The sequence below is a fragment of the Anaerocolumna xylanovorans DSM 12503 genome (assembly GCF_900143645.1).
Classification (GTDB): domain Bacteria; phylum Bacillota; class Clostridia; order Lachnospirales; family Lachnospiraceae; genus Anaerocolumna; species Anaerocolumna xylanovorans.
The window spans coordinates 276,105-293,354 of sequence record NZ_FRFD01000004.1; the positions used below are offsets into that span (position 1 = coordinate 276,105).

At 41.4% G+C, this 17,250-nt stretch carries 15 protein-coding genes; 1 reads left to right on the plus strand and 14 read right to left on the minus strand.

Features of this window, described 5'->3' with window-relative positions; all coding sequences use genetic code 11:
* Position 1: 1 nt before the first annotated feature.
* The 9 genes from BUF11_RS07390 to kduI form a co-directional block, all read right to left on the minus strand.
* Complete coding sequence (locus tag BUF11_RS07390) at positions 2-1,531, minus strand: ATP-binding cassette domain-containing protein (RefSeq protein ID WP_073588195.1); 1,530 nt, start codon at positions 1,529-1,531, stop codon at positions 2-4.
* Positions 1,532-1,975: 444 nt separating this feature from the next.
* On the minus strand, positions 1,976-2,770 hold the full coding sequence (locus BUF11_RS07395; protein ID WP_073588196.1) for a cell wall hydrolase: 795 nt from the start codon (positions 2,768-2,770) through the stop codon (positions 1,976-1,978).
* Between the two features lie 301 nt (positions 2,771-3,071).
* The gene (rfbB, locus tag BUF11_RS07400) at positions 3,072-4,127 is read right to left on the minus strand and encodes a dTDP-glucose 4,6-dehydratase (protein ID WP_073588197.1); all 1,056 of its coding nucleotides are present in this window, start codon (positions 4,125-4,127) and stop codon (positions 3,072-3,074) included.
* Positions 4,128-4,218: 91 nt separating this feature from the next.
* Complete coding sequence (gene rfbD / locus BUF11_RS07405; RefSeq protein WP_073588198.1) at positions 4,219-5,091, minus strand: dTDP-4-dehydrorhamnose reductase; 873 nt, start codon at positions 5,089-5,091, stop codon at positions 4,219-4,221.
* 23 nt (positions 5,092-5,114) lie between these two features.
* The gene (rfbC, locus tag BUF11_RS07410; RefSeq protein WP_073588199.1) at positions 5,115-5,663 is read right to left on the minus strand and encodes a dTDP-4-dehydrorhamnose 3,5-epimerase; all 549 of its coding nucleotides are present in this window, start codon (positions 5,661-5,663) and stop codon (positions 5,115-5,117) included.
* A gap of 17 nt (positions 5,664-5,680) precedes the next feature.
* Entirely contained in the window at positions 5,681-6,550 is an 870-nt protein-coding gene (gene rfbA, locus BUF11_RS07415) for a glucose-1-phosphate thymidylyltransferase RfbA (protein WP_073588200.1), read from the minus strand.
* 304 nt (positions 6,551-6,854) lie between these two features.
* Positions 6,855-7,643 carry a carbohydrate-binding protein gene (locus BUF11_RS07420; protein ID WP_073588201.1) on the minus strand — a complete coding sequence of 263 codons (789 nt, stop codon included), beginning with the start codon at positions 7,641-7,643 and terminating at the stop codon, positions 6,855-6,857.
* Between the two features lie 54 nt (positions 7,644-7,697).
* Positions 7,698-8,486: a gluconate 5-dehydrogenase gene (locus BUF11_RS07425; RefSeq protein WP_073588202.1), complete on the minus strand. Its 789-nt coding sequence runs from the start codon at positions 8,484-8,486 to the stop codon at positions 7,698-7,700.
* A 25-nt stretch (positions 8,487-8,511) separates the two neighbouring features.
* On the minus strand, positions 8,512-9,339 hold the full coding sequence (gene kduI, locus BUF11_RS07430; RefSeq protein ID WP_073588203.1) for a 5-dehydro-4-deoxy-D-glucuronate isomerase: 828 nt from the start codon (positions 9,337-9,339) through the stop codon (positions 8,512-8,514).
* Positions 9,340-9,732: 393 nt separating this feature from the next.
* Between kduI and BUF11_RS07435 the strand changes: the two genes are divergently transcribed.
* Complete coding sequence (locus tag BUF11_RS07435) at positions 9,733-10,593, plus strand: AraC family transcriptional regulator (protein WP_073588204.1); 861 nt, start codon at positions 9,733-9,735, stop codon at positions 10,591-10,593.
* A gap of 23 nt (positions 10,594-10,616) precedes the next feature.
* Here the strand turns inward: BUF11_RS07435 and acnA are convergent, their stop codons facing one another.
* The 5 genes from acnA to hydE all read right to left on the minus strand — a co-directional run bounded on the left by acnA (position 10,617) and on the right by hydE (position 17,002).
* Positions 10,617-13,319 carry an aconitate hydratase AcnA gene (gene acnA / locus BUF11_RS07440; protein WP_073588205.1) on the minus strand — a complete coding sequence of 901 codons (2,703 nt, stop codon included), beginning with the start codon at positions 13,317-13,319 and terminating at the stop codon, positions 10,617-10,619.
* A 132-nt stretch (positions 13,320-13,451) separates the two neighbouring features.
* Positions 13,452-13,883: a flavodoxin gene (locus tag BUF11_RS07445; RefSeq protein WP_073588206.1), complete on the minus strand. Its 432-nt coding sequence runs from the start codon at positions 13,881-13,883 to the stop codon at positions 13,452-13,454.
* On the minus strand, positions 13,880-14,185 hold the full coding sequence (locus BUF11_RS07450) for a DUF2325 domain-containing protein (protein ID WP_073588207.1): 306 nt from the start codon (positions 14,183-14,185) through the stop codon (positions 13,880-13,882). The genes BUF11_RS07445 and BUF11_RS07450 overlap by 4 nt, the downstream gene beginning before the upstream one ends.
* 331 nt (positions 14,186-14,516) lie before the next feature.
* Positions 14,517-15,935, minus strand: coding sequence for a [FeFe] hydrogenase H-cluster radical SAM maturase HydG (hydG, locus tag BUF11_RS07455; protein WP_073588208.1), 1,419 nt, complete (start codon positions 15,933-15,935; stop codon positions 14,517-14,519).
* The gene (hydE, locus tag BUF11_RS07460; protein WP_073588209.1) at positions 15,923-17,002 is read right to left on the minus strand and encodes a [FeFe] hydrogenase H-cluster radical SAM maturase HydE; all 1,080 of its coding nucleotides are present in this window, start codon (positions 17,000-17,002) and stop codon (positions 15,923-15,925) included. Before hydE ends, hydG begins: the two co-directional genes overlap by 13 nt.
* Between the last annotated feature and the right edge of the window lie 248 nt (positions 17,003-17,250).

Consider the following 17,250-nt stretch of genomic DNA (forward strand, 5'->3'; position numbering starts at 1 on the left):
GTTATTTTTCTACTTTTATAAGCCCTTTTTCAGTAAGACGGTAGAGCTTTTGTGCTACCTCATCCATATATTTTCTGTCGTGGGTAACACTTATGATTACTCCCTTATAAGCAGACAGTACACCTCTTATTACAGGGTTTGAAAGAGGGCTTAGATTTCTTGTAGGTTCATCTAATAGTAAGACTTCTGCTCCCTCTAATATCATCTTAAGAAGAATCAGCTTAGCCTTTTGACCCCCGCTTAAGTCTCCTATGGCATGTTCCATCTCATCTCTGGTAAACTTCATGCCTCCCATATAGGTATATGCCTTGGTAATATCCTCTTTCCGGCCGCTGGTGTTTAGAAAATCAATCGGCCTTTGTTTAAAATCTAATACTTCTTCATAGTTCTGCGGCATATAAGCTGCCTTTACATCTTTTCTTTCAAGCAGTTCCTTTGCAACCTTACGAAGCAAGGTAGTCTTTCCGGTCCCGTTATCGCCAATAATAGCAATATGTTCCGGTCCCATAACCCGCAGAAATATATTTTCCGAAAGAACCTTTTCTTCCTCACCCTCTCCTACCTTTAACTTCTCAAGGGAAAATTCCAGTATCCTTTTACCCTTTGGAATATTGATAGTATCAGGAAAGTCATAGAGAATAGCATCCTCCGTATCGGGAATCTCAAGGAATTCATCTTTTTCCTTATCTAACCTCTTCTCCTGGGATTTTAGATTCTTCATCTTTTTCTTTAATAATCTTCCCCCCGCCGGGTTTTGTCTGGAGATGGTATCCTGACGGTATTCCACTTTATCATAAATCTGACGGAACCGCTCCGCCTTATCTTCATATTCCTCCCTCTGTTTTCTGGCTGTCATCTCCTGCTTGTTAAGGGCAGCCATTCTTTGTGTCTTATACTCCTCATAGGTCATATAGCTTACCGTGATATGAGGTTCTGTCTTTCTTTTTAATTGCTCTAAATGAATTATAACATTTGCGGTATGTTCTATCAAGGTTTCATCGTGGGATACATAAAGAATAGGCTTATCGGTCCGGTTGATAAACTCCTCCAGCCAGGTAAGGGAAGAAATATCCAGGTCATTGGTAGGCTCATCCAAAAGAAGAACTTCCGGCTCCTCTGACAGTAACTTTAATAACTGCAGCTTAACCCGCTCACCTCCGGATAGATTTTTTATAGGATCTGTGGAGGTAAATATCATCGGATCCGGATTAAGTGCCCAGATATTTTCATCTCTGATGCCATAGATATCACAATCTCCCAGGTATTCTGCAGGACTCATTAATAGCCACTCCTCTGTTGCCTCCTGCTTTAAATATCCGCATTTAACACTTCCTGTTACCTGTCCTGAATAATCGCAATAATCTTCTAAAAGCTTCCTGCCATAAATAAATTTCAGCAGAGTACTCTTACCGTTTCCCTCTTCTCCGATAATAACTGCTTTCTCTCCCTTATTCAAAGTAAAACTAAAATCCTTTATCAAACATCTGCTATCTTCTCTGTTAATAATTGTTACATTTCTAATATCTAACATATGCATTCTCCTCTCTCTTAAGCATTGGTCTGTTTCCATATTATTTCGGGCAATAAAAAAACATCTTCCTAAACGGAAAATGTTCATCTTCTTTGTAACCTACTTTATGAAAGGTGATATAACATATGCCACCTGAAACTTTTGGTCAAATTTAAGAAAGCGAGGACATCCCGTATAAAAAGCCGTTATTTAATTTGCCGGTAATGTATGTTCTTCTCATTGCTCTTTCACACGGAGATTATTCTTTATATAGGGAATAATCTTATCCTTTCAAAAATTTTTGTCCTTGCGAACTTTTTTCAGTGTAACACAAAGAAAACCACAAGTCAATTAAAATCATCTGGAATTTTCCAATAGGATTCTTCATACATTCACCGCAAAATAAAAAACTGCTACAACCGCCTGTAAAAGGCAATCATAACAGCTTTATCCATTGGTTGTATGCTATTTGAACTGATGATTTCCCAGTCTGTAGGTATATCCACGTAACCTGCCACTGAAAAATAAGTAGCTGCCAAACTTTTTCGTCTTTCCGCTTATGGTAATATCTCTCGTACCGCTTAAAGCTTCTTTGGCTGCCTTTACACAGGCTGTTTCGTTCTGGGAAGTAAATTTACCGGCATCGTATTCTGAAAGAGCTTTGTTTAAAGCACCATTGGTAACCGGTCCAAACTGGTATCTCTGATAGATAACTGACTTTACGGTATCAGGAAAAGCTGATGCTCTTACACGGTTCATAACTACGATACCTACCGCAAGCTTTCCACTGTATGCTTCTCCGCCTGCTTCACAATAAATCAATGCAGAAAGCAGTCTTAAATCTGCCTTGCTGTATTTAGCGGTTTCTTTCGTTGCAGTTTTCTTAGCCGTAACTGCTTTTGTCGTTTTGGTGGTCTTTGCAGCAGCTTTCTTCTTCGTATCGGCAGCTTTTGTTGCTTGCTCTTTTGCCGTTGTGTCAGCAGTCACTGCGGTATCTTCTTTTGCTGTATCTACTGCAGAAGCAGTTTCTGCGGTGGTTTCTGCTGCATTTTGTTCTTGTGTATCACCAGCTGCTGCATTGTCTGTGGCAGCTGCTATATTGGTATCAGCTGCCGTATTCTGTACATCAGCTGTTTTATCAGTGGTATCTGTATTAACTGTAACATTTTGATCTTCTTCTGCTGCATATGTGTATATATTAGCGAAACCTGCTAAAAATATCCCTGCTAACATACACAATAGTAACTTTCTGAATTTCATAAGGGACTCCTTGTTATTGGCATCAGCCACATAATTTTTTTCTTACAATTATTACAGGAATTATACAAGTGTTAATACCCGGTAATAATCAATTAATAATTATGTAACAATTATAGCATACCAATTTCAGGATTGCAAGCCTTTATCTAACATTTTGTAATAAATCTGTAATGATTTTGACGTAAAGTTGACATTTTCAGAAGGATTAGCGGTACATTTCCTTGTAATACCCGTGCATATCGTAGGCAAGCCTGCGATACTGCCCAGATAGAAATTTAAAAAATGCAACGCATTTTTCAAACTAATAACTTTGATATTCACCGCTTGTAATGTGCTCCATCCACTCATTATTTTCAAGATACCATTTGATGGTCAGGCGTATTCCGTCTTTAAAAGATGTTTCAGGCTCCCAGCCGATTTCCTCTCTGATCTTGTCCGGTGCTATGGCATAACGCCTGTCATGCCCTTTTCTGTCTGCCACGAATTTGATAAGTTCCTCATTTATATGGGCTCTTCTCTCATCCTTTTCAGGCAGCAGTTCCTGCAGGGTATCAATGATTAAAGATATAATCTCAAGATTCTGCTTTTCATTATGCCCGCCTACATTATAGACTTCAAAAAGTTTCCCCTTTTCCATTACCAGGTCAATAGCCTTGGCATGGTCCTTTACATAAAGCCAGTCCCTGACATTCTTTCCGTCTCCGTATACAGGAAGCTTTTCTCCCCTTAAGCAATTATTTATCATCAGAGGAATAAGCTTTTCCGGAAACTGATAAGGTCCGTAGTTATTGCTGCATCTGGTGATGTTAGCAGGAAATTGGAAAGTGTCCATATAAGCCTTTACTAACATATCCCCAGAAGCCTTGCTGGCAGAATACGGACTGTGGGGGTCTAAGGGTGTTGTCTCATAAAAGAAGGTATTGCCTTCTTCCAGGGAACCATATACCTCATCCGTAGATACCTGAAGGTATCTTTTATCCTCCTTATATCCATTCTCGGTTTCCCAGGCAGTCTTTGCAGCTGTGAGCAGATTCAAAGTACCTAAGACATTTGTACTGACAAAAACCTCCGGATTAAGGATACTTCTGTCCACATGGCTTTCCGCTGCAAAATGTACTACCCTGTCAATATCGTATTTCTGAAATATCGCAAGTACTGCTTCTTTATTTCTGATATCTTCTTTTATAAAGGTATAATTCGGATAACCCTCTATCTCTTTCAGGTTCTCAAGGTTGCCTGCATAGGTTAAGGCATCCACATTGATAATATGTATATCCTGTCCATAAGTTTCAAACATATAATAAATATAATTGGAACCGATAAAGCCGGCTCCTCCTGTAACCAGATATGTCCTCATTGCCACCACTCTGCCGTCTGTAAAAAAGTCAGATGATTTCTTATACGGCTTCCTTTCCTTTTCATCATTCTATCCGCAAATACAGCGCAGCCTATTGTGTCAGGTTATTCATGTATTCTTGTAATGCATCCTTCCAGTTTTTCATGCTGTAACCCATACCATTTAACTTACTGGTAGAAAGCACCGAATACGCAGGCCTTTTGGCTGCTACTCTGTATTCTTCCGTTGGTATCGGAGAGATGCTGACCTCTTTTCCTGCCAGGTGAAAGATTTCTCCGGCAAATTCATACCAGGTGGTAACACCTTCACATACTGCATGGAATATGCCGCATTCCTCTCTGTCCATCAAAAATACAATTGCTCTTGCCAGCTCCAGTGCACTGGTAGGAGAACCAAACTGGTCTGATACCACCTTGATATCCTTCTTTTCTTCTTCCAGGCGAAGCATGGTTTTTACAAAATTCTTTCCCTCGCCATAGAGCCAGGCTGTCCTTACAATCTGGTAATTATCACAGATGCTCTTTACAAATTCTTCGCCTGCCAACTTTGTACTTCCATAGACACTTCTAGGGTCTGTAGCATCTTCTTCTGTATAAGGCTCTTTGTTTTCTCCGCTAAATACATAGTCCGTGGAAATATGGATAAGCCTTGCCTCTACCGCCTGGGCTGCTTCTGCCAGATACTTTGGTCCCAGAGCATTAATGGTATAAGCTTTCTCCTGTTCACTCTCACACTGGTCAACCAGGGTATGTGCAGCACAGTTAATAATTATCTGCGGACTTAATTCCTGAACCAGATTCATTACTCCCATGGGATTGGTTATATCCAACTTAATCGGGCAATAAGCTGATGATTCCAAAAGGCAGGTATTAATTAATGTTATATCTTCTCTATCCTTTAAAAGCTGATTGATTGCTATCCCCAGTTGTCCGTTAGCACCCGTTATCAGTATTCTGCGTTCCATATGTTTAACCTTTCTTCCATACTTTATATAATGCTGTCTAACCCACCGTTTACTTTATCTTTCTCCGATAAAATTATCTCCATGTCTTCTTCTATCGGCCAATCAATATCTATAGCCGGATCATTGTAAAGAATACCATCCTGATCCTCCGGATGGTAAAAATCCGAACATTTATAAACAAATTCCGCTTCTTCGGACAACACCAGAAAACCATGGGCAAAGCCCTTCGGAACATAAAACTGTTTATTATTTTCTGCACTTAAGATTTCTCCGTGCCATCTGCCAAAAGTAGCGGAACCCTTTCTGATATCAACAGCAACATCAAATACCTCTCCCTTTATGACCCTTACAAGCTTTCCCTGGGGATAATTCTTCTGGTAATGAAGTCCCCTTAGTACTCCCCTTCGTGACAAGGACTGGTTATCCTGTACAAAGATATCCGTGATTCCGGCCTTTTTAAAATCCTCATAGTTATAGGTCTCCATAAAATAGCCTCTGCTGTCACCAAAAACCTTTGGTTCTATCAGAAATAAGCCCTCAATACTTAACGGTGTAAATTGAAACTGTCCCATTTTCTTTTGTTCCTTTCCTATAACCCATTTGCCACATCCAGCAGATATTTCCCGTATTCTGTTTTTAGCAAAGGCTGTGCCAGCTTAATTAACTGATCCTTATCAATAAATCCCTGCTTATAAGCAATTTCTTCAATACAGGATATATAAAGCCCCTGCCGTTTTTGAATGGAAGCGACAAAATTGGAAGCTTCTAAAAGGGAATCATGTCCTCCCGTATCAAGCCAGGCCATTCCTCTTCCCATGGTCTCAACGCTTAACTTCCCTTTCGCCAGGTACTCATTGTTGACAGAGGTTATCTCAAGCTCTCCTCTGGCAGAGGGCTTAATCGTCTTTGCTATCTCAATTACCTCGTTATCATAAAAATATAATCCCGGAACGGCATAATTGGATTTCGGATGCTCCGGTTTCTCCTCAATGGAGACAGCCTGTCCATTCTCATTAAATTCCACCACCCCATAAGCTTTTGGGTCTCTTACATAATATCCGAAAATCGTCGCCCCCTCTTCTCTGGCTGCAGCTCTGTCAAGAGTACTTGAAAAGCTTCTTCCATAGAAGATATTATCTCCTAAAATAAGTGCAACGTTATCCCCTCCAATGAATTCTTCTCCAATAATAAAAGCCTCCGCTAATCCTCTGGGCTCTTCCTGTACGGCATAAGAGAAGGACATTCCCAAATCTGTACCATCCTTTAACAGCTCTTCAAATACCGGAAGGTCCCTTGGCGTTGATATAATGAGTACTTCCCTTATACCGGCTAACATCAGCACTGACAGCGGATAGTAAATCATCGGTTTGTCATAGATAGGGAGTATCTGCTTTGATACTGCCTTAGTTACCGGATATAATCTGGTTCCAGAGCCTCCTGCTAATATTATCCCTTTCATCCTGCGTTGTCCTGCCATAATCTCTGCGATTTCCTTTCTTCCTGTTAATCATTGCATATTTCTATACGTATAGGCTATATTTTGTATTTTGTAATAATTTTCCATGCAACTATCTCTATTGTATTATAATATACTTCCGGCTATTTTTGTACCCTTTTTTTGGACCTAAGGGAAGATTTATACTTCCTTTTTCCCTCTAAACTGACAAACCTGCTGCAAAATAGCTTATTGTAAGCCTATTCTGCAGCAGGTTTGTTATTTCATTTAAAGATATGATATTCCTGAATGCATCGAATTTTTCAAACTATGCTTCTCTTCCGTATACCTCTAACTGCGAAAGAGCCGGAAAGGGGGATGGATCATCTGCCTGTTTTAATTTATGGAGCAGAAGCCATTCTGCTTTTTTTCCATTCAGTTCTAATATATGGGCCTTATCGCTCTTTTCTAATTCCCAGTTGATTTCACTTCCTTCAGAAAAGGTCAGGGTAACCATTTCCCACCAACTATCATGAGGAAAATCCGCTCTGGTATAAAGGCAGATTTTATCTATGATAACATCTCTTCCGAATTCCAGCTTGAATTCTGCATCCTCCCTCCTGTTAATCCCCCAGGAAGTATAAGGCCAGATTCCATGGGAATGGTTCTCTGTAACACCGTCAATGGCATTTTTTGCGGCAAAAACCGCTTCTCCTCTGGTTTCAACATTAGCCGAGGCATGCGGATAACATCCTGTATCACCATGCTGATCCATTACGTTTAATGCAAGGTTGCGGTAATTTCTAACTTCCCCTTCCATCGCTTCTCTGACCGAAATCAGATGCCCATTACCGGAAAATGCTTTAGGAGAGAGGGAAAGCCTTGCTTCTCCAAAGGGTATCTGATAGATTATCTCATTCTTTGTGACATAAACAAAGGCAGCTCCAAGGGCATCATCAACCTGAATGTGAAGATAGCGGTTCTTCTCCTGGGCTATAATCACAATGCGGTCCCCTTCCCTGTATTCTTCTGTCCACACCAGGTTTACTGCACTTTCTCCCTTTTTCGATGTTTTTATATTTCCGTTATTGTCTACTACCTTTAATTCCAATAACATACCAAGTCCTCCATCCTTGCATTTTACTGGTAAAGAAATAATGCACATGTCATATTAATTAGGCTGTTTGCCGATATAAGCCAGGATACCGCCATCCACATACAGAATATGTCCGTTTACAAAATCCGAAGCATCCGAAGCCAGGAATACGGCAGGGCCTGCCAAATCCTCTGTTTTTCCCCATCTTGCAGCGGGTGTCTTTGAGATAATGAAATCATTAAAGGGATTCCCCTTCACTCTAAGAGGTGCTGTCTGGGGAGTCTCAATATATCCCGGTCCTATACCATTGCATTGGATATTAAATTCTCCATATTCGGATGCAATGTTTTTCGTCAGCATCTTAAGTCCGCCCTTGGCAGCTGCATAGGCGGAAACAGTTTCTCTTCCAAGCTCACTCATCATAGAGCAGATATTAATAATCTTACCGTGTCCTTTCTTTATCATCCCCGGTATAACCGCCTTTGAAACAATAAAGGGAGCATTCAGATCCACATCAATTACCGCTCTGAAATCTTCCGCAGACATCTCTACCATCGGAATTCTTTTAATGATACCCGCATTGTTGACCAGAATATCAACTACACCGACTTCCTTTTCAATCTGCGCTATCATCGCATTTACCTGGTCTTCCCTGGTAACATCGCAGACATAGCCATAGGCTCTGATACCTTCCTCCTGGTAAGCAGCAAGCCCCTTATCTACAAATTCCTGCTTAATATCATTAAAGCAGATGGTTGCTCCCGCTTCTGCATAGCTCTTTGCAATAGCAAAGCCAATACCGTAGGAAGCCCCTGTAATCAGTGCAATCTTTCCTTTTAAAGAAAATGTATCTAAAATATTCATCTGTTATCCTCCTAACTCTCGTGCATTATCGCAATGTGTCCATACTTACGCCGTCCATATCATCAAAATCCTGATTTTCGCCTAACATCCCCCAGATAAAAGAATATGCTCCGGTTCCGCAGCCGGAATGAATGGACCAGCTTGGTGAAATAACTGCCTGCTCGTTTCGTACCACCAGATGCCTTGTTTCTGCCGGTTCTCCCATATAGTGAAAGACAAGGCCATCCTCCGGAATATCCAGATACAGATAGGCTTCCATTCTCCTGTCATGGGTATGACAAGGCATAGTGTTCCATACACTGCCGGGTTTTAAGCTGGTAAGTCCCATTACCAGCTGACAGCTTTCTACCTGCCCGGGAAGAATGTATTTCGTAATCGTTCTGTGATTTGACTGTTCCAGGGAGCCAAGCTCAACACGTACACAATTTTCCGGCTTGATATGCACTGTCGGATAAGATTTATGGGCAGGGGCACTGTTATAGTAAAATTTCGCAGGATTTTTTTCATCTTCGCTGCTAAAGATAACTTCCTTTGCGCCCATTCCAATATACAATCCATCCCTGCTCTTTAAGTGGTATTCTGTTCCATCCACCTTGATTTTACCTTCTCCGCCCACATTAATAACTCCCATTTCCCTGCGAAGAAGAAAATATTCTGCCCGGATTTCTTCGCCGGGTGTCAGCAGCAGCGGGGTTACAGGCACTACAGCTCCTAATATGATTCTGTCAATATGGCTGTACACGCTTGTAATTTCTCCCGTTTTAAAGAGATTCTCCACTAAGAATTCTTCCCGTAATCTCTCCGTTGTATAATATTTTACATCTTTTGGCGATGCCGCTGTTCTAAGTTCCATTCCTTTATCCTCTCTTTCCTTCCTGGTTTTTCCTTATTTACCCTCATTGCATACCCCAGATAGTACCTTTGTTATCTGACTACAAACAGTATATCATACTATTTTTACTGATTCCTGTCATTTACCACTCTAAAACTTGCTTATTTTGAACTGTACTGTTATAATGGAGATATACTTATAATTACCTAATCCCCATGCATATCGCAGGTCCTCCTGCGATACTGCTTAAATAGAAATTTGAAAAATATCTTTTATTTTTCAAACTAATCCCCATGCATATCGCAGGTCTTCCTGCGATACTGCTTAAATAGAAATTTGAAAATGCAACGCATTTTTCAATCTATCATCTAACATATTTACATTAGAAAATGACCAGAAGAAAGGAAGGCACTCATGAAGGAATATACCTCCTGCAAAGAAGCAATTGAAGCCTGTATCCATCAGAAGTATTTTGCCGTGGCACATCTTTATCAGGAAGAAAAGCCTATGAATATGCATATCCACGACTGCTATGAAGTCTATTACTCAATATCAGGCGGCAGACAGTTCCTTATTGACAACCGTTTTTATAACATCCAGCCTGGTGACGTATTCTTAATTAATAACTATGAAAGCCATTATTTATCCCAGATTGACAGTATAGTACATGAGAGGATTGTCTTATCCATTCATCCTGATTTTGTAAAGTCCTTATCAACGCCCTCAACAGATTTAAACCATTGCTTTTCTTACAGGGAGGCTAATTTTTCCCACCGGCTTTCTTTAGACAAGGAACAGCAGCAGAAATTCCTTTATTATATCTATAAAATTACAAGTCCTACCGGCTTTGGTACGGATATTTTGGAACGCAGTGCCTTTACGGAGCTTTTGCTATTCTTAAATAAGGCTTTCTATGCCCATTGCCGCATAGACACTGCAGAAGAGAATTTTGAATACAGCAGGCAGGTGGATCAGATTTTAGAATACATTAATCAGAATATCAGTGACCCGATTACCATAGATCATCTATCCAAGCAGTTTTTCTTAAGCGAATCCTATATCTGCCGCATTTTTAAAGCGGCAACCGGAACCACCATTAATAAATATATCACTGCAAGGCGTATCACCATTGCCAAGGCTCTTTTGGCCGAAGGAAAGACGGTAAATGAAGTTTGCGAAGGCAGCGGCTTCCATGATTACAGCAACTTCCTAAAGTCCTTTACAAAAGCAGTGGGAATATCTCCAAAGAAATATTCCCAATACAGTACAAAATAAGAGGTGCTACTACGACAACCCCATCAGCTTTCTCTTAGTCTTCTCCGTGCAATCATTGGCAGTATCCCTCCATTATGGTAATACTCCCACTCTGCTGCGGAATCTATTCTTAATTTTACGGGAAAGGTTATGATTTTCTCACCCATTACGGCTGTGGCAGCAGCAGAGCTGCTATTCTTTTCTTCAAAATGGAAGGTATAATATTCTTCTCCTGTAAGCCCAAGGCTTTCTGCCGACTCTCCTTCCATAAATTCAAAGGGCAGCACTCCCATCATTACAAGGTTGGAACGGTGTATTCTCTCAAAGCTCTCTGCAAGAACAGCTTTTACGCCTAAGAGAGCAGTTCCTTTGGCTGCCCAGTCTCTGGATGAGCCCATCCCATAATCCTTTCCTGCAATGATAAGCAGTCCTCTCTCTTCTTTCTTATACAAAAGGGCTGCCTCATAGATAGAAAGGATTTCACCGGTTCTAAAATATTTTGTAAATCCGCCTTCCCTGCCATCTGCCAATTGGTTTTTAATACGGATATTAGCAAAGGTTCCCCGCATCATGACCTCATGGTTTCCCCTTCTGGAGCCATAAGTGTTAAAATCCTTTACCTCTACTCCCTTTTCCAGAAGATAAGAAGCAGCAGGTGTACTCTTTCCGATGTTTCCTGCCGGTGAGATATGGTCTGTCGTGACAGAGTCTGCGAATTTTGCCAATACCCTAAGCTCTTTTAGCTCATTTCCGGGATTCTTCTTGAGAAGCAGCGAATCAAAGTAGGGCGGGTTCCGGATATAGGTGGATTCCTCCCCAAAATCATAGGTATCTGCTTCTTCCGCTTTAAGCTCCTGCCACTTTCTATCGCCAAGCCATACCTCTTCGTATCTTTTTTGAAACATTTCTTCTTTTAATGCTGTCTTGATAAGCGATTGGATTTCTGCAGAGGAGGGCCATATATTTTTAAGAAATATATCCTGCCCCTCATGATTCCTTGCTATTGGCTCTTTCGCAAAATCAATCAAAATGGTTCCGGCAAGTGCATAAGCTATAACCAGAATAGGCGATGCCAGAAAATTTGCTTTGATTAAGGGGTGGATCCTTCCTTCAAAATTTCTGTTTCCTGACAGTACGGATGCGGTCAGGAGATTTTCCTCCGTGATAGCTTTTTCGATTTCGGGCAGTAATTTACCGGAATTTCCGATACAGGTAGTGCAGCCGTATCCAACTGTATGAAAGCCAAGCTGCTCCAGATAGGGAGTAAGCCCCGCTTTCTTTAGATAATCACTGACAATTAACGACCCCGGCGCCAGTGACGTCTTAACGTAGGACGGCACTGTAAGTCCCAGTTCAACAGCTTTTTTTGCCATTAGTCCTGCCCCAAGCATTACATACGGATTGGAAGTATTGGTACAGGAGGTGACTGCTGCCAGTACGATATCACCGGTTTTTAGTTCAACATCCTCTTCTTTTAAAGAGAGCTTTGCTTTTTTGTAAAACTCTTCCCCAGAGAGTCCATAGCCATTATTCCCTGCGCTTTTGGTTACACATTCCTTAAAATATTCCTTAACGCCCCGTAACGGGACGATATCCTGGGGCCGTTTAGGTCCTGCCAGAGAGGCTGTTACTGTACTTAAATCAAGTGTTACCTCTTTTGTATATTCTGCCTCTTCCCCATCTCTTCTTATCATTCCGTTTTCTGTTAAGTACGCCTTGATTCTATCTGCTTCCTCTTTTGGTCTTCCGGTCAGTAAAAGATAGTGATAGGTTTCCTCATCAAAGGGAAAATAACCGCAGGTAGCACCATACTCCGGGGCCATATTGGCAACAGTAGCCCTGTCTGCAAGAGTTAAATGGTTAAGCCCTTCTCCGTAAAATTCCACAAAACATCCTACCACTCCCAGCTTTCTTAGCATGGCAGTAACGGTCAGGGCAAGATCCGTAGCAGTAGCTCCTTCCTTAAGCTCTCCCGTAAGCCTGACTCCTACTACCTCCGGCAGCATCATATAGGAGGGTTCTCCAAGCATAATTGCTTCCGCTTCAATGCCCCCTACGCCCCAGCCCAGAACACCAAGTCCGTTAACCATGGTAGTATGGGAATCGGTTCCTACCAAGGTGTCAGGAAATAACAGAAGCTTTCCGTCTTCTTCTTTCATTGTAACCACGGAGGCTAAGTATTCTAAGTTCACCTGATGGATAATTCCCATTCCCGGCGGCACTACACGGAGATTCCGAAAGGACTTCTGTGCCCATTTTAAGAATTCATACCGCTCTTTATTACGTGTATACTCTAACTCCATATTTTCAGAAAGAGAAGAAGTTCTTCCATAGGAGTCCACCTGGACAGAATGGTCAATAACAAGCTCCACAGGAATTTCCGGATTGATACCTCTCTCTTTACCGCTCCTTTTGCCTTCCTCCTTCAGGGCAAGCCCCATGGAGGCTAAGTCCACCAAAACCGGAACTCCTGTAAAGTCCTGAAGAAGCACTCTGGAAGGCTTATAGGGAACCTCTTTTGCCTTTTCGTTATCTTTCTTCCAGCCTGCAAGATTATAAATATGCTCCTCCTTTATCCTCTTATGATCAAGCTGCCGTATGGCTCCTTCTAAAAGAATCTTTATGGTTACAGGCAGCTTTTCAATGGAAAAGCCTTTTTCTTTTAGCGAATAGATACTGTAGTAGGTGTAGGTTTTCCCTCCCTGTATGAAAGTTCTAAGTGCCTGCTCTTTTAAATTCTCATTCATGATACACGCCTCCTTTATTGTTAAATATTAGCATGCTGCTCTATTTTCTACAAGGGGGCTATATGCCGACATGGCGTAAATAAAAAACCTAACTGTCTGGCAATCGCCAAATAGTTAGGTTCCAGATCTTTTTTATAATTCTGCCAGCTTCTTTCCCAAATCATAAAGAGCAGAAAGAGTGTCTTCCTCGGGCTCATTTAAGCAGGTAATACCTTCTCCTCCTACAATTTCGGCACCGGAATTTCTTAAGCGTTCTTCCCAATCACGCATCCATTCACAATTCCCCCAACCGTAGGAGCCAAACAGGGCTATCTTCTTTCCTTGTACAAATTGCTCCAGGTCGGCAACAAAAGGTTCCATACTCTCTTCTTCCAGAACTTCTGCTCCCATGGATGGGCAGCCAAGTGCAAATACCGGTTCATCCTTTAAGCCTTCTGCCTTTATTCTGTCAACCTCCGTTATTTCCGGGTCTTTTCCGCCTGCTGTAATCCCTTCTCCCAGCTTTTCTGCCATTGCTTTCGTATTTCCTGTACCGCTCCAATATACGACATAAATCTTACTCATAGACAAGCCTCCTTATTTTTGTTTTTACAGTATTCACACAGGATGTCCTTTAAGGCGCAGGCACTGCTGCTGTGACACCTTTCCACGATCGTGGAGTCTCCATCTACTGCCTTTAACGCCGATACCACCATCTTGTGGGATACGGTATTGGTAAAGAGAATCAATAAATCCGGACTGCCAACCTGGGTTTTAAAATTGGCGGGCATCTGGGTAAATACCTTTGCTTTACAATTATGCTGTTTACATATTTCCTTATAGGTACAGACCATTCTGTCATGGCCTCCTACGATAACAACGCTCATACAGTCACCTCTCTTACTGTTTGGTCTCTGTGCTCTTTTATTCCTAAGAATAGGTCTATTCTGGTGTATTGATATTTTTAATTATGCAATTGATATTCATTCTCATTGTCTATGTAAAAAGATTACCATAACTCATATGCATTAGGCAAGCATTATTTTTTCTTTTGATAATTTTTCTTGAATTAAATGCCAGTTTCTTAAATAGCTATATACAGAAAAAGCCCCGGAACTTTCCTTCACACGCCGTATTAATAGCAATATATGAAGGAAAGCCATTGGGCCTTTCTGTTATTAAAACACTTCCGGGATTAATACAAAGTGCGGCAATTTATTAGAATCTAAAATCCCTCTTCCCTTCATGTACCTGCACTAAGTAATCCTTCGCGATATTTTTAACCTTTTCATTGGTTACTTTTTCAATCTCTTTCTCTATCAGTGATTCTCCCTTTGCTTTGGTATCCTCGGAAGCATAGTCCTCCAGATATTCCTTTAAGGTCATTAAAGCATTGGGCTGGCAGCAGTTTGCAATCTGGCCGGACTTTACAAGCTTCATAAAGCGGTCACCGGTTCTGCCTTCCCTGTAACAGGCAGTACAAAAGCTTGGAATAAAGCCCATATCTAAAAGCCAGTTGACCACCTGGTCGAGGGTTCTCTTATCATCTACATCAAATTGTTTGGAGTTATCTTCTTCCTCCTCTTCCTCTGCATATCCGCCGACACTGGTTCTGGAACCTCCGCTTATCTGGCTGATACCAAGCTGGAGCACCTTTTCCCTGGTCTTTTTGGATTCTCTGGTAGAAACAATCATACCGGTATAAGGAACTGCAATACGAAGCACTGTAACAATCTTTTCAAACATTTCATCGGATATGGAATTGCTGAAATCCTCCGGATCGATATCATCTGCCGGACGGATTCTTGGAACACTGATGGTATGCGGACCAACTCCGATGGATGCCTCTAAATGCTCTGCATGCATTAAGATTCCGACAAAATCATAGCGGTAAAGATTTAATCCAAACAGCACACCAAGCCCCACATCATCAATCCCTGCCTCCATAGCTCTGTCCATAGCCTCTGTGTGATAAGCATAGTCATGCTTCGGTCCCGTAGGATGAAGCTTTTCATAACTTTCCTTATTATAAGTCTCCTGGAAAAGGATATAGGTTCCGATGCCCGCTTCCTTAAGCTTATGGTAATTTTCATGGGTAGTAGCGGCAATGTTGACATTCACCCTGCGGATTGCTCCGTTCTTATGCTTGATGGAATAGATGGTATTAATACATTCCAGTATATATTCAATGGGGTTATTAACCGGGTCTTCTCCTGCTTCCAGTGCAAGACGCTTATGTCCCATATCCTGCAACGCGATAACCTCTTTCTTAATTTCCTCCTGGGTAAGTTTCTTTCTTGCAATATGCTTGTTCTGATGGTGGTAAGGACAGTACACACAACCATTTACGCAATAGTTGGACAGGTAAAGGGGCGCAAACATAACGATGCGGTTACCGTAGAATTTATTCTTGATTTCTTTAGCAAGCTGGTACATCCTTTCATTTTCTTCCTCCAGGTCACATTCCAAAAGGACCGCAGCCTCCCTGTGGCTGATACCCTTCATTTCTTTTGCCTTTTCGATAATACTGTCAATTAACTCCTTGTTGCTCTTATTTTCTGCGGCAAACTTAAGGGTATCGTTAATTTCTTCATCATCAATAAATTCTTCTGCCTTTTTTGATTTTACATCGTACATATGTTTTCCTTCCCTTCTGCTTCAAATGTATAGGGGATAAAATCGCCTCTGGCGGTTACTATCTCATGTCCTACGCTTAACATCCTTCTTTCCAGGCAGAATCGACATTCTGCAGCTTCATCCCCTGTACAGATTTTATTATCGTAGAGCTCATACTGTTTTCTTACCCTTACCGGGGATAAGTTGGGCATTACTACATTAGCCCCCCAGGATATCCCCTCTTCCCTGCCCTTTGGATGAATGGTGCCAAGAGCTGTGGTAGCCGGTATCAGTCCGTTTGGTATCATAAGCCTTATGATGGAAATCAGCCTTAAAGTCAGCTCATAGGAACCCTTGGGATAATCCTTAAAGGGTGTGTCATGGTGAGGAAGAAATGGACCTATTCCCACCATGGCAGGCTCTAATTCCTTGATAAAGGCCAAATCCTTCGCAATACATTGGGGCGTCTGATAGGGGGAACCCACCATAAAGCCTGTTCCCACCTGATATCCCAATTCCTTTAGATTCCAAAGGCATTGCTTTCTTTCCTTTAAGCTTAGGCTATCAGGATGCAAAAGCCTGTAATGCTCCTCATCAGCTGTTTCATGACGCAACAGGTATCTGTCAGCCCCTGCTTCCTTATATCTTTTATAAGAATCATAGCTTTTTTCTCCAATGGAAAGGGTAATAGCACAATCGGGATATTTATTCTTTATGCTGCAGCAAATCTCTTCAATATCTTCATCTGTGTATCTTAAATCCTCTCCACCCTGAAGAACGAAGGTACGAAAGCCTAGCTTATAGCCTTCCTCACAGCAGGACAAAATATCTTCTAAAGTCAGACGGTATCTTACCGCATTCACATTACTCCTTCTGATACCGCAGTAATAGCAGTCATTCTTACAGTAATTAGTAAATTCAATAAGCCCTCTGGTAAATACCTTATTACCAAAGAATTGCTCCTTTACTTTGTACGCCTGCTCCTTTAGGTACAATGCATCCTCGTTGGTCATTCCATTTATAAGAGCGGCAAACTCTTTTGGTAAAAGATTCCTGTCCCGCTTTAAGATGTCTATCAATTCTTTCATGGCATCCTCCTGTTATCTATTCATAGAAAATTTGAGAAATTTCCTATGAAACAAAAAAATCCTTATGTCGGGGCAAAAGCCCTGGGATTACCCCTCGACATAAGGATTCATAATTCGCTGTTATAACCGCCGCTCTGCAGCAGGCCTGTAAATAATGCCTTCCATAGAGTTATTATGATTCTTCTGCCTTTTCAATCGGGGCGGACCCTTTTAATCAGTACATACTTATCTTTTTGTATCTCTATACA

What these genes read in the sequence shown, in the direction of transcription:
- BUF11_RS07390 (WP_073588195.1), bottom strand. Translation starts at nt 1,531, where the DNA reads ATGTTAGATATTAGAAATGTAACAATTATTAACAGAGAAGATAGCAGA.
- BUF11_RS07395 (WP_073588196.1), bottom strand. Translation starts at nt 2,770, where the DNA reads ATGAAATTCAGAAAGTTACTATTGTGTATGTTAGCAGGGATATTTTTA.
- rfbB (WP_073588197.1), bottom strand. Translation starts at nt 4,127, where the DNA reads ATGAGGACATATCTGGTTACAGGAGGAGCCGGCTTTATCGGTTCCAAT.
- rfbD (WP_073588198.1), bottom strand. Translation starts at nt 5,091, where the DNA reads ATGGAACGCAGAATACTGATAACGGGTGCTAACGGACAACTGGGGATA.
- rfbC (WP_073588199.1), bottom strand. Translation starts at nt 5,663, where the DNA reads ATGGGACAGTTTCAATTTACACCGTTAAGTATTGAGGGCTTATTTCTG.
- rfbA (WP_073588200.1), bottom strand. Translation starts at nt 6,550, where the DNA reads ATGAAAGGGATAATATTAGCAGGAGGCTCTGGAACCAGATTATATCCG.
- BUF11_RS07420 (WP_073588201.1), bottom strand. Translation starts at nt 7,643, where the DNA reads ATGTTATTGGAATTAAAGGTAGTAGACAATAACGGAAATATAAAAACA.
- BUF11_RS07425 (WP_073588202.1), bottom strand. Translation starts at nt 8,486, where the DNA reads ATGAATATTTTAGATACATTTTCTTTAAAAGGAAAGATTGCACTGATT.
- kduI (WP_073588203.1), bottom strand. Translation starts at nt 9,339, where the DNA reads ATGGAACTTAGAACAGCGGCATCGCCAAAAGATGTAAAATATTATACA.
- BUF11_RS07435 (WP_073588204.1), top strand. Translation starts at nt 9,733, where the DNA reads ATGAAGGAATATACCTCCTGCAAAGAAGCAATTGAAGCCTGTATCCAT.
- acnA (WP_073588205.1), bottom strand. Translation starts at nt 13,319, where the DNA reads ATGAATGAGAATTTAAAAGAGCAGGCACTTAGAACTTTCATACAGGGA.
- BUF11_RS07445 (WP_073588206.1), bottom strand. Translation starts at nt 13,883, where the DNA reads ATGAGTAAGATTTATGTCGTATATTGGAGCGGTACAGGAAATACGAAA.
- BUF11_RS07450 (WP_073588207.1), bottom strand. Translation starts at nt 14,185, where the DNA reads ATGAGCGTTGTTATCGTAGGAGGCCATGACAGAATGGTCTGTACCTAT.
- hydG (WP_073588208.1), bottom strand. Translation starts at nt 15,935, where the DNA reads ATGTACGATGTAAAATCAAAAAAGGCAGAAGAATTTATTGATGATGAA.
- hydE (WP_073588209.1), bottom strand. Translation starts at nt 17,002, where the DNA reads ATGAAAGAATTGATAGACATCTTAAAGCGGGACAGGAATCTTTTACCA.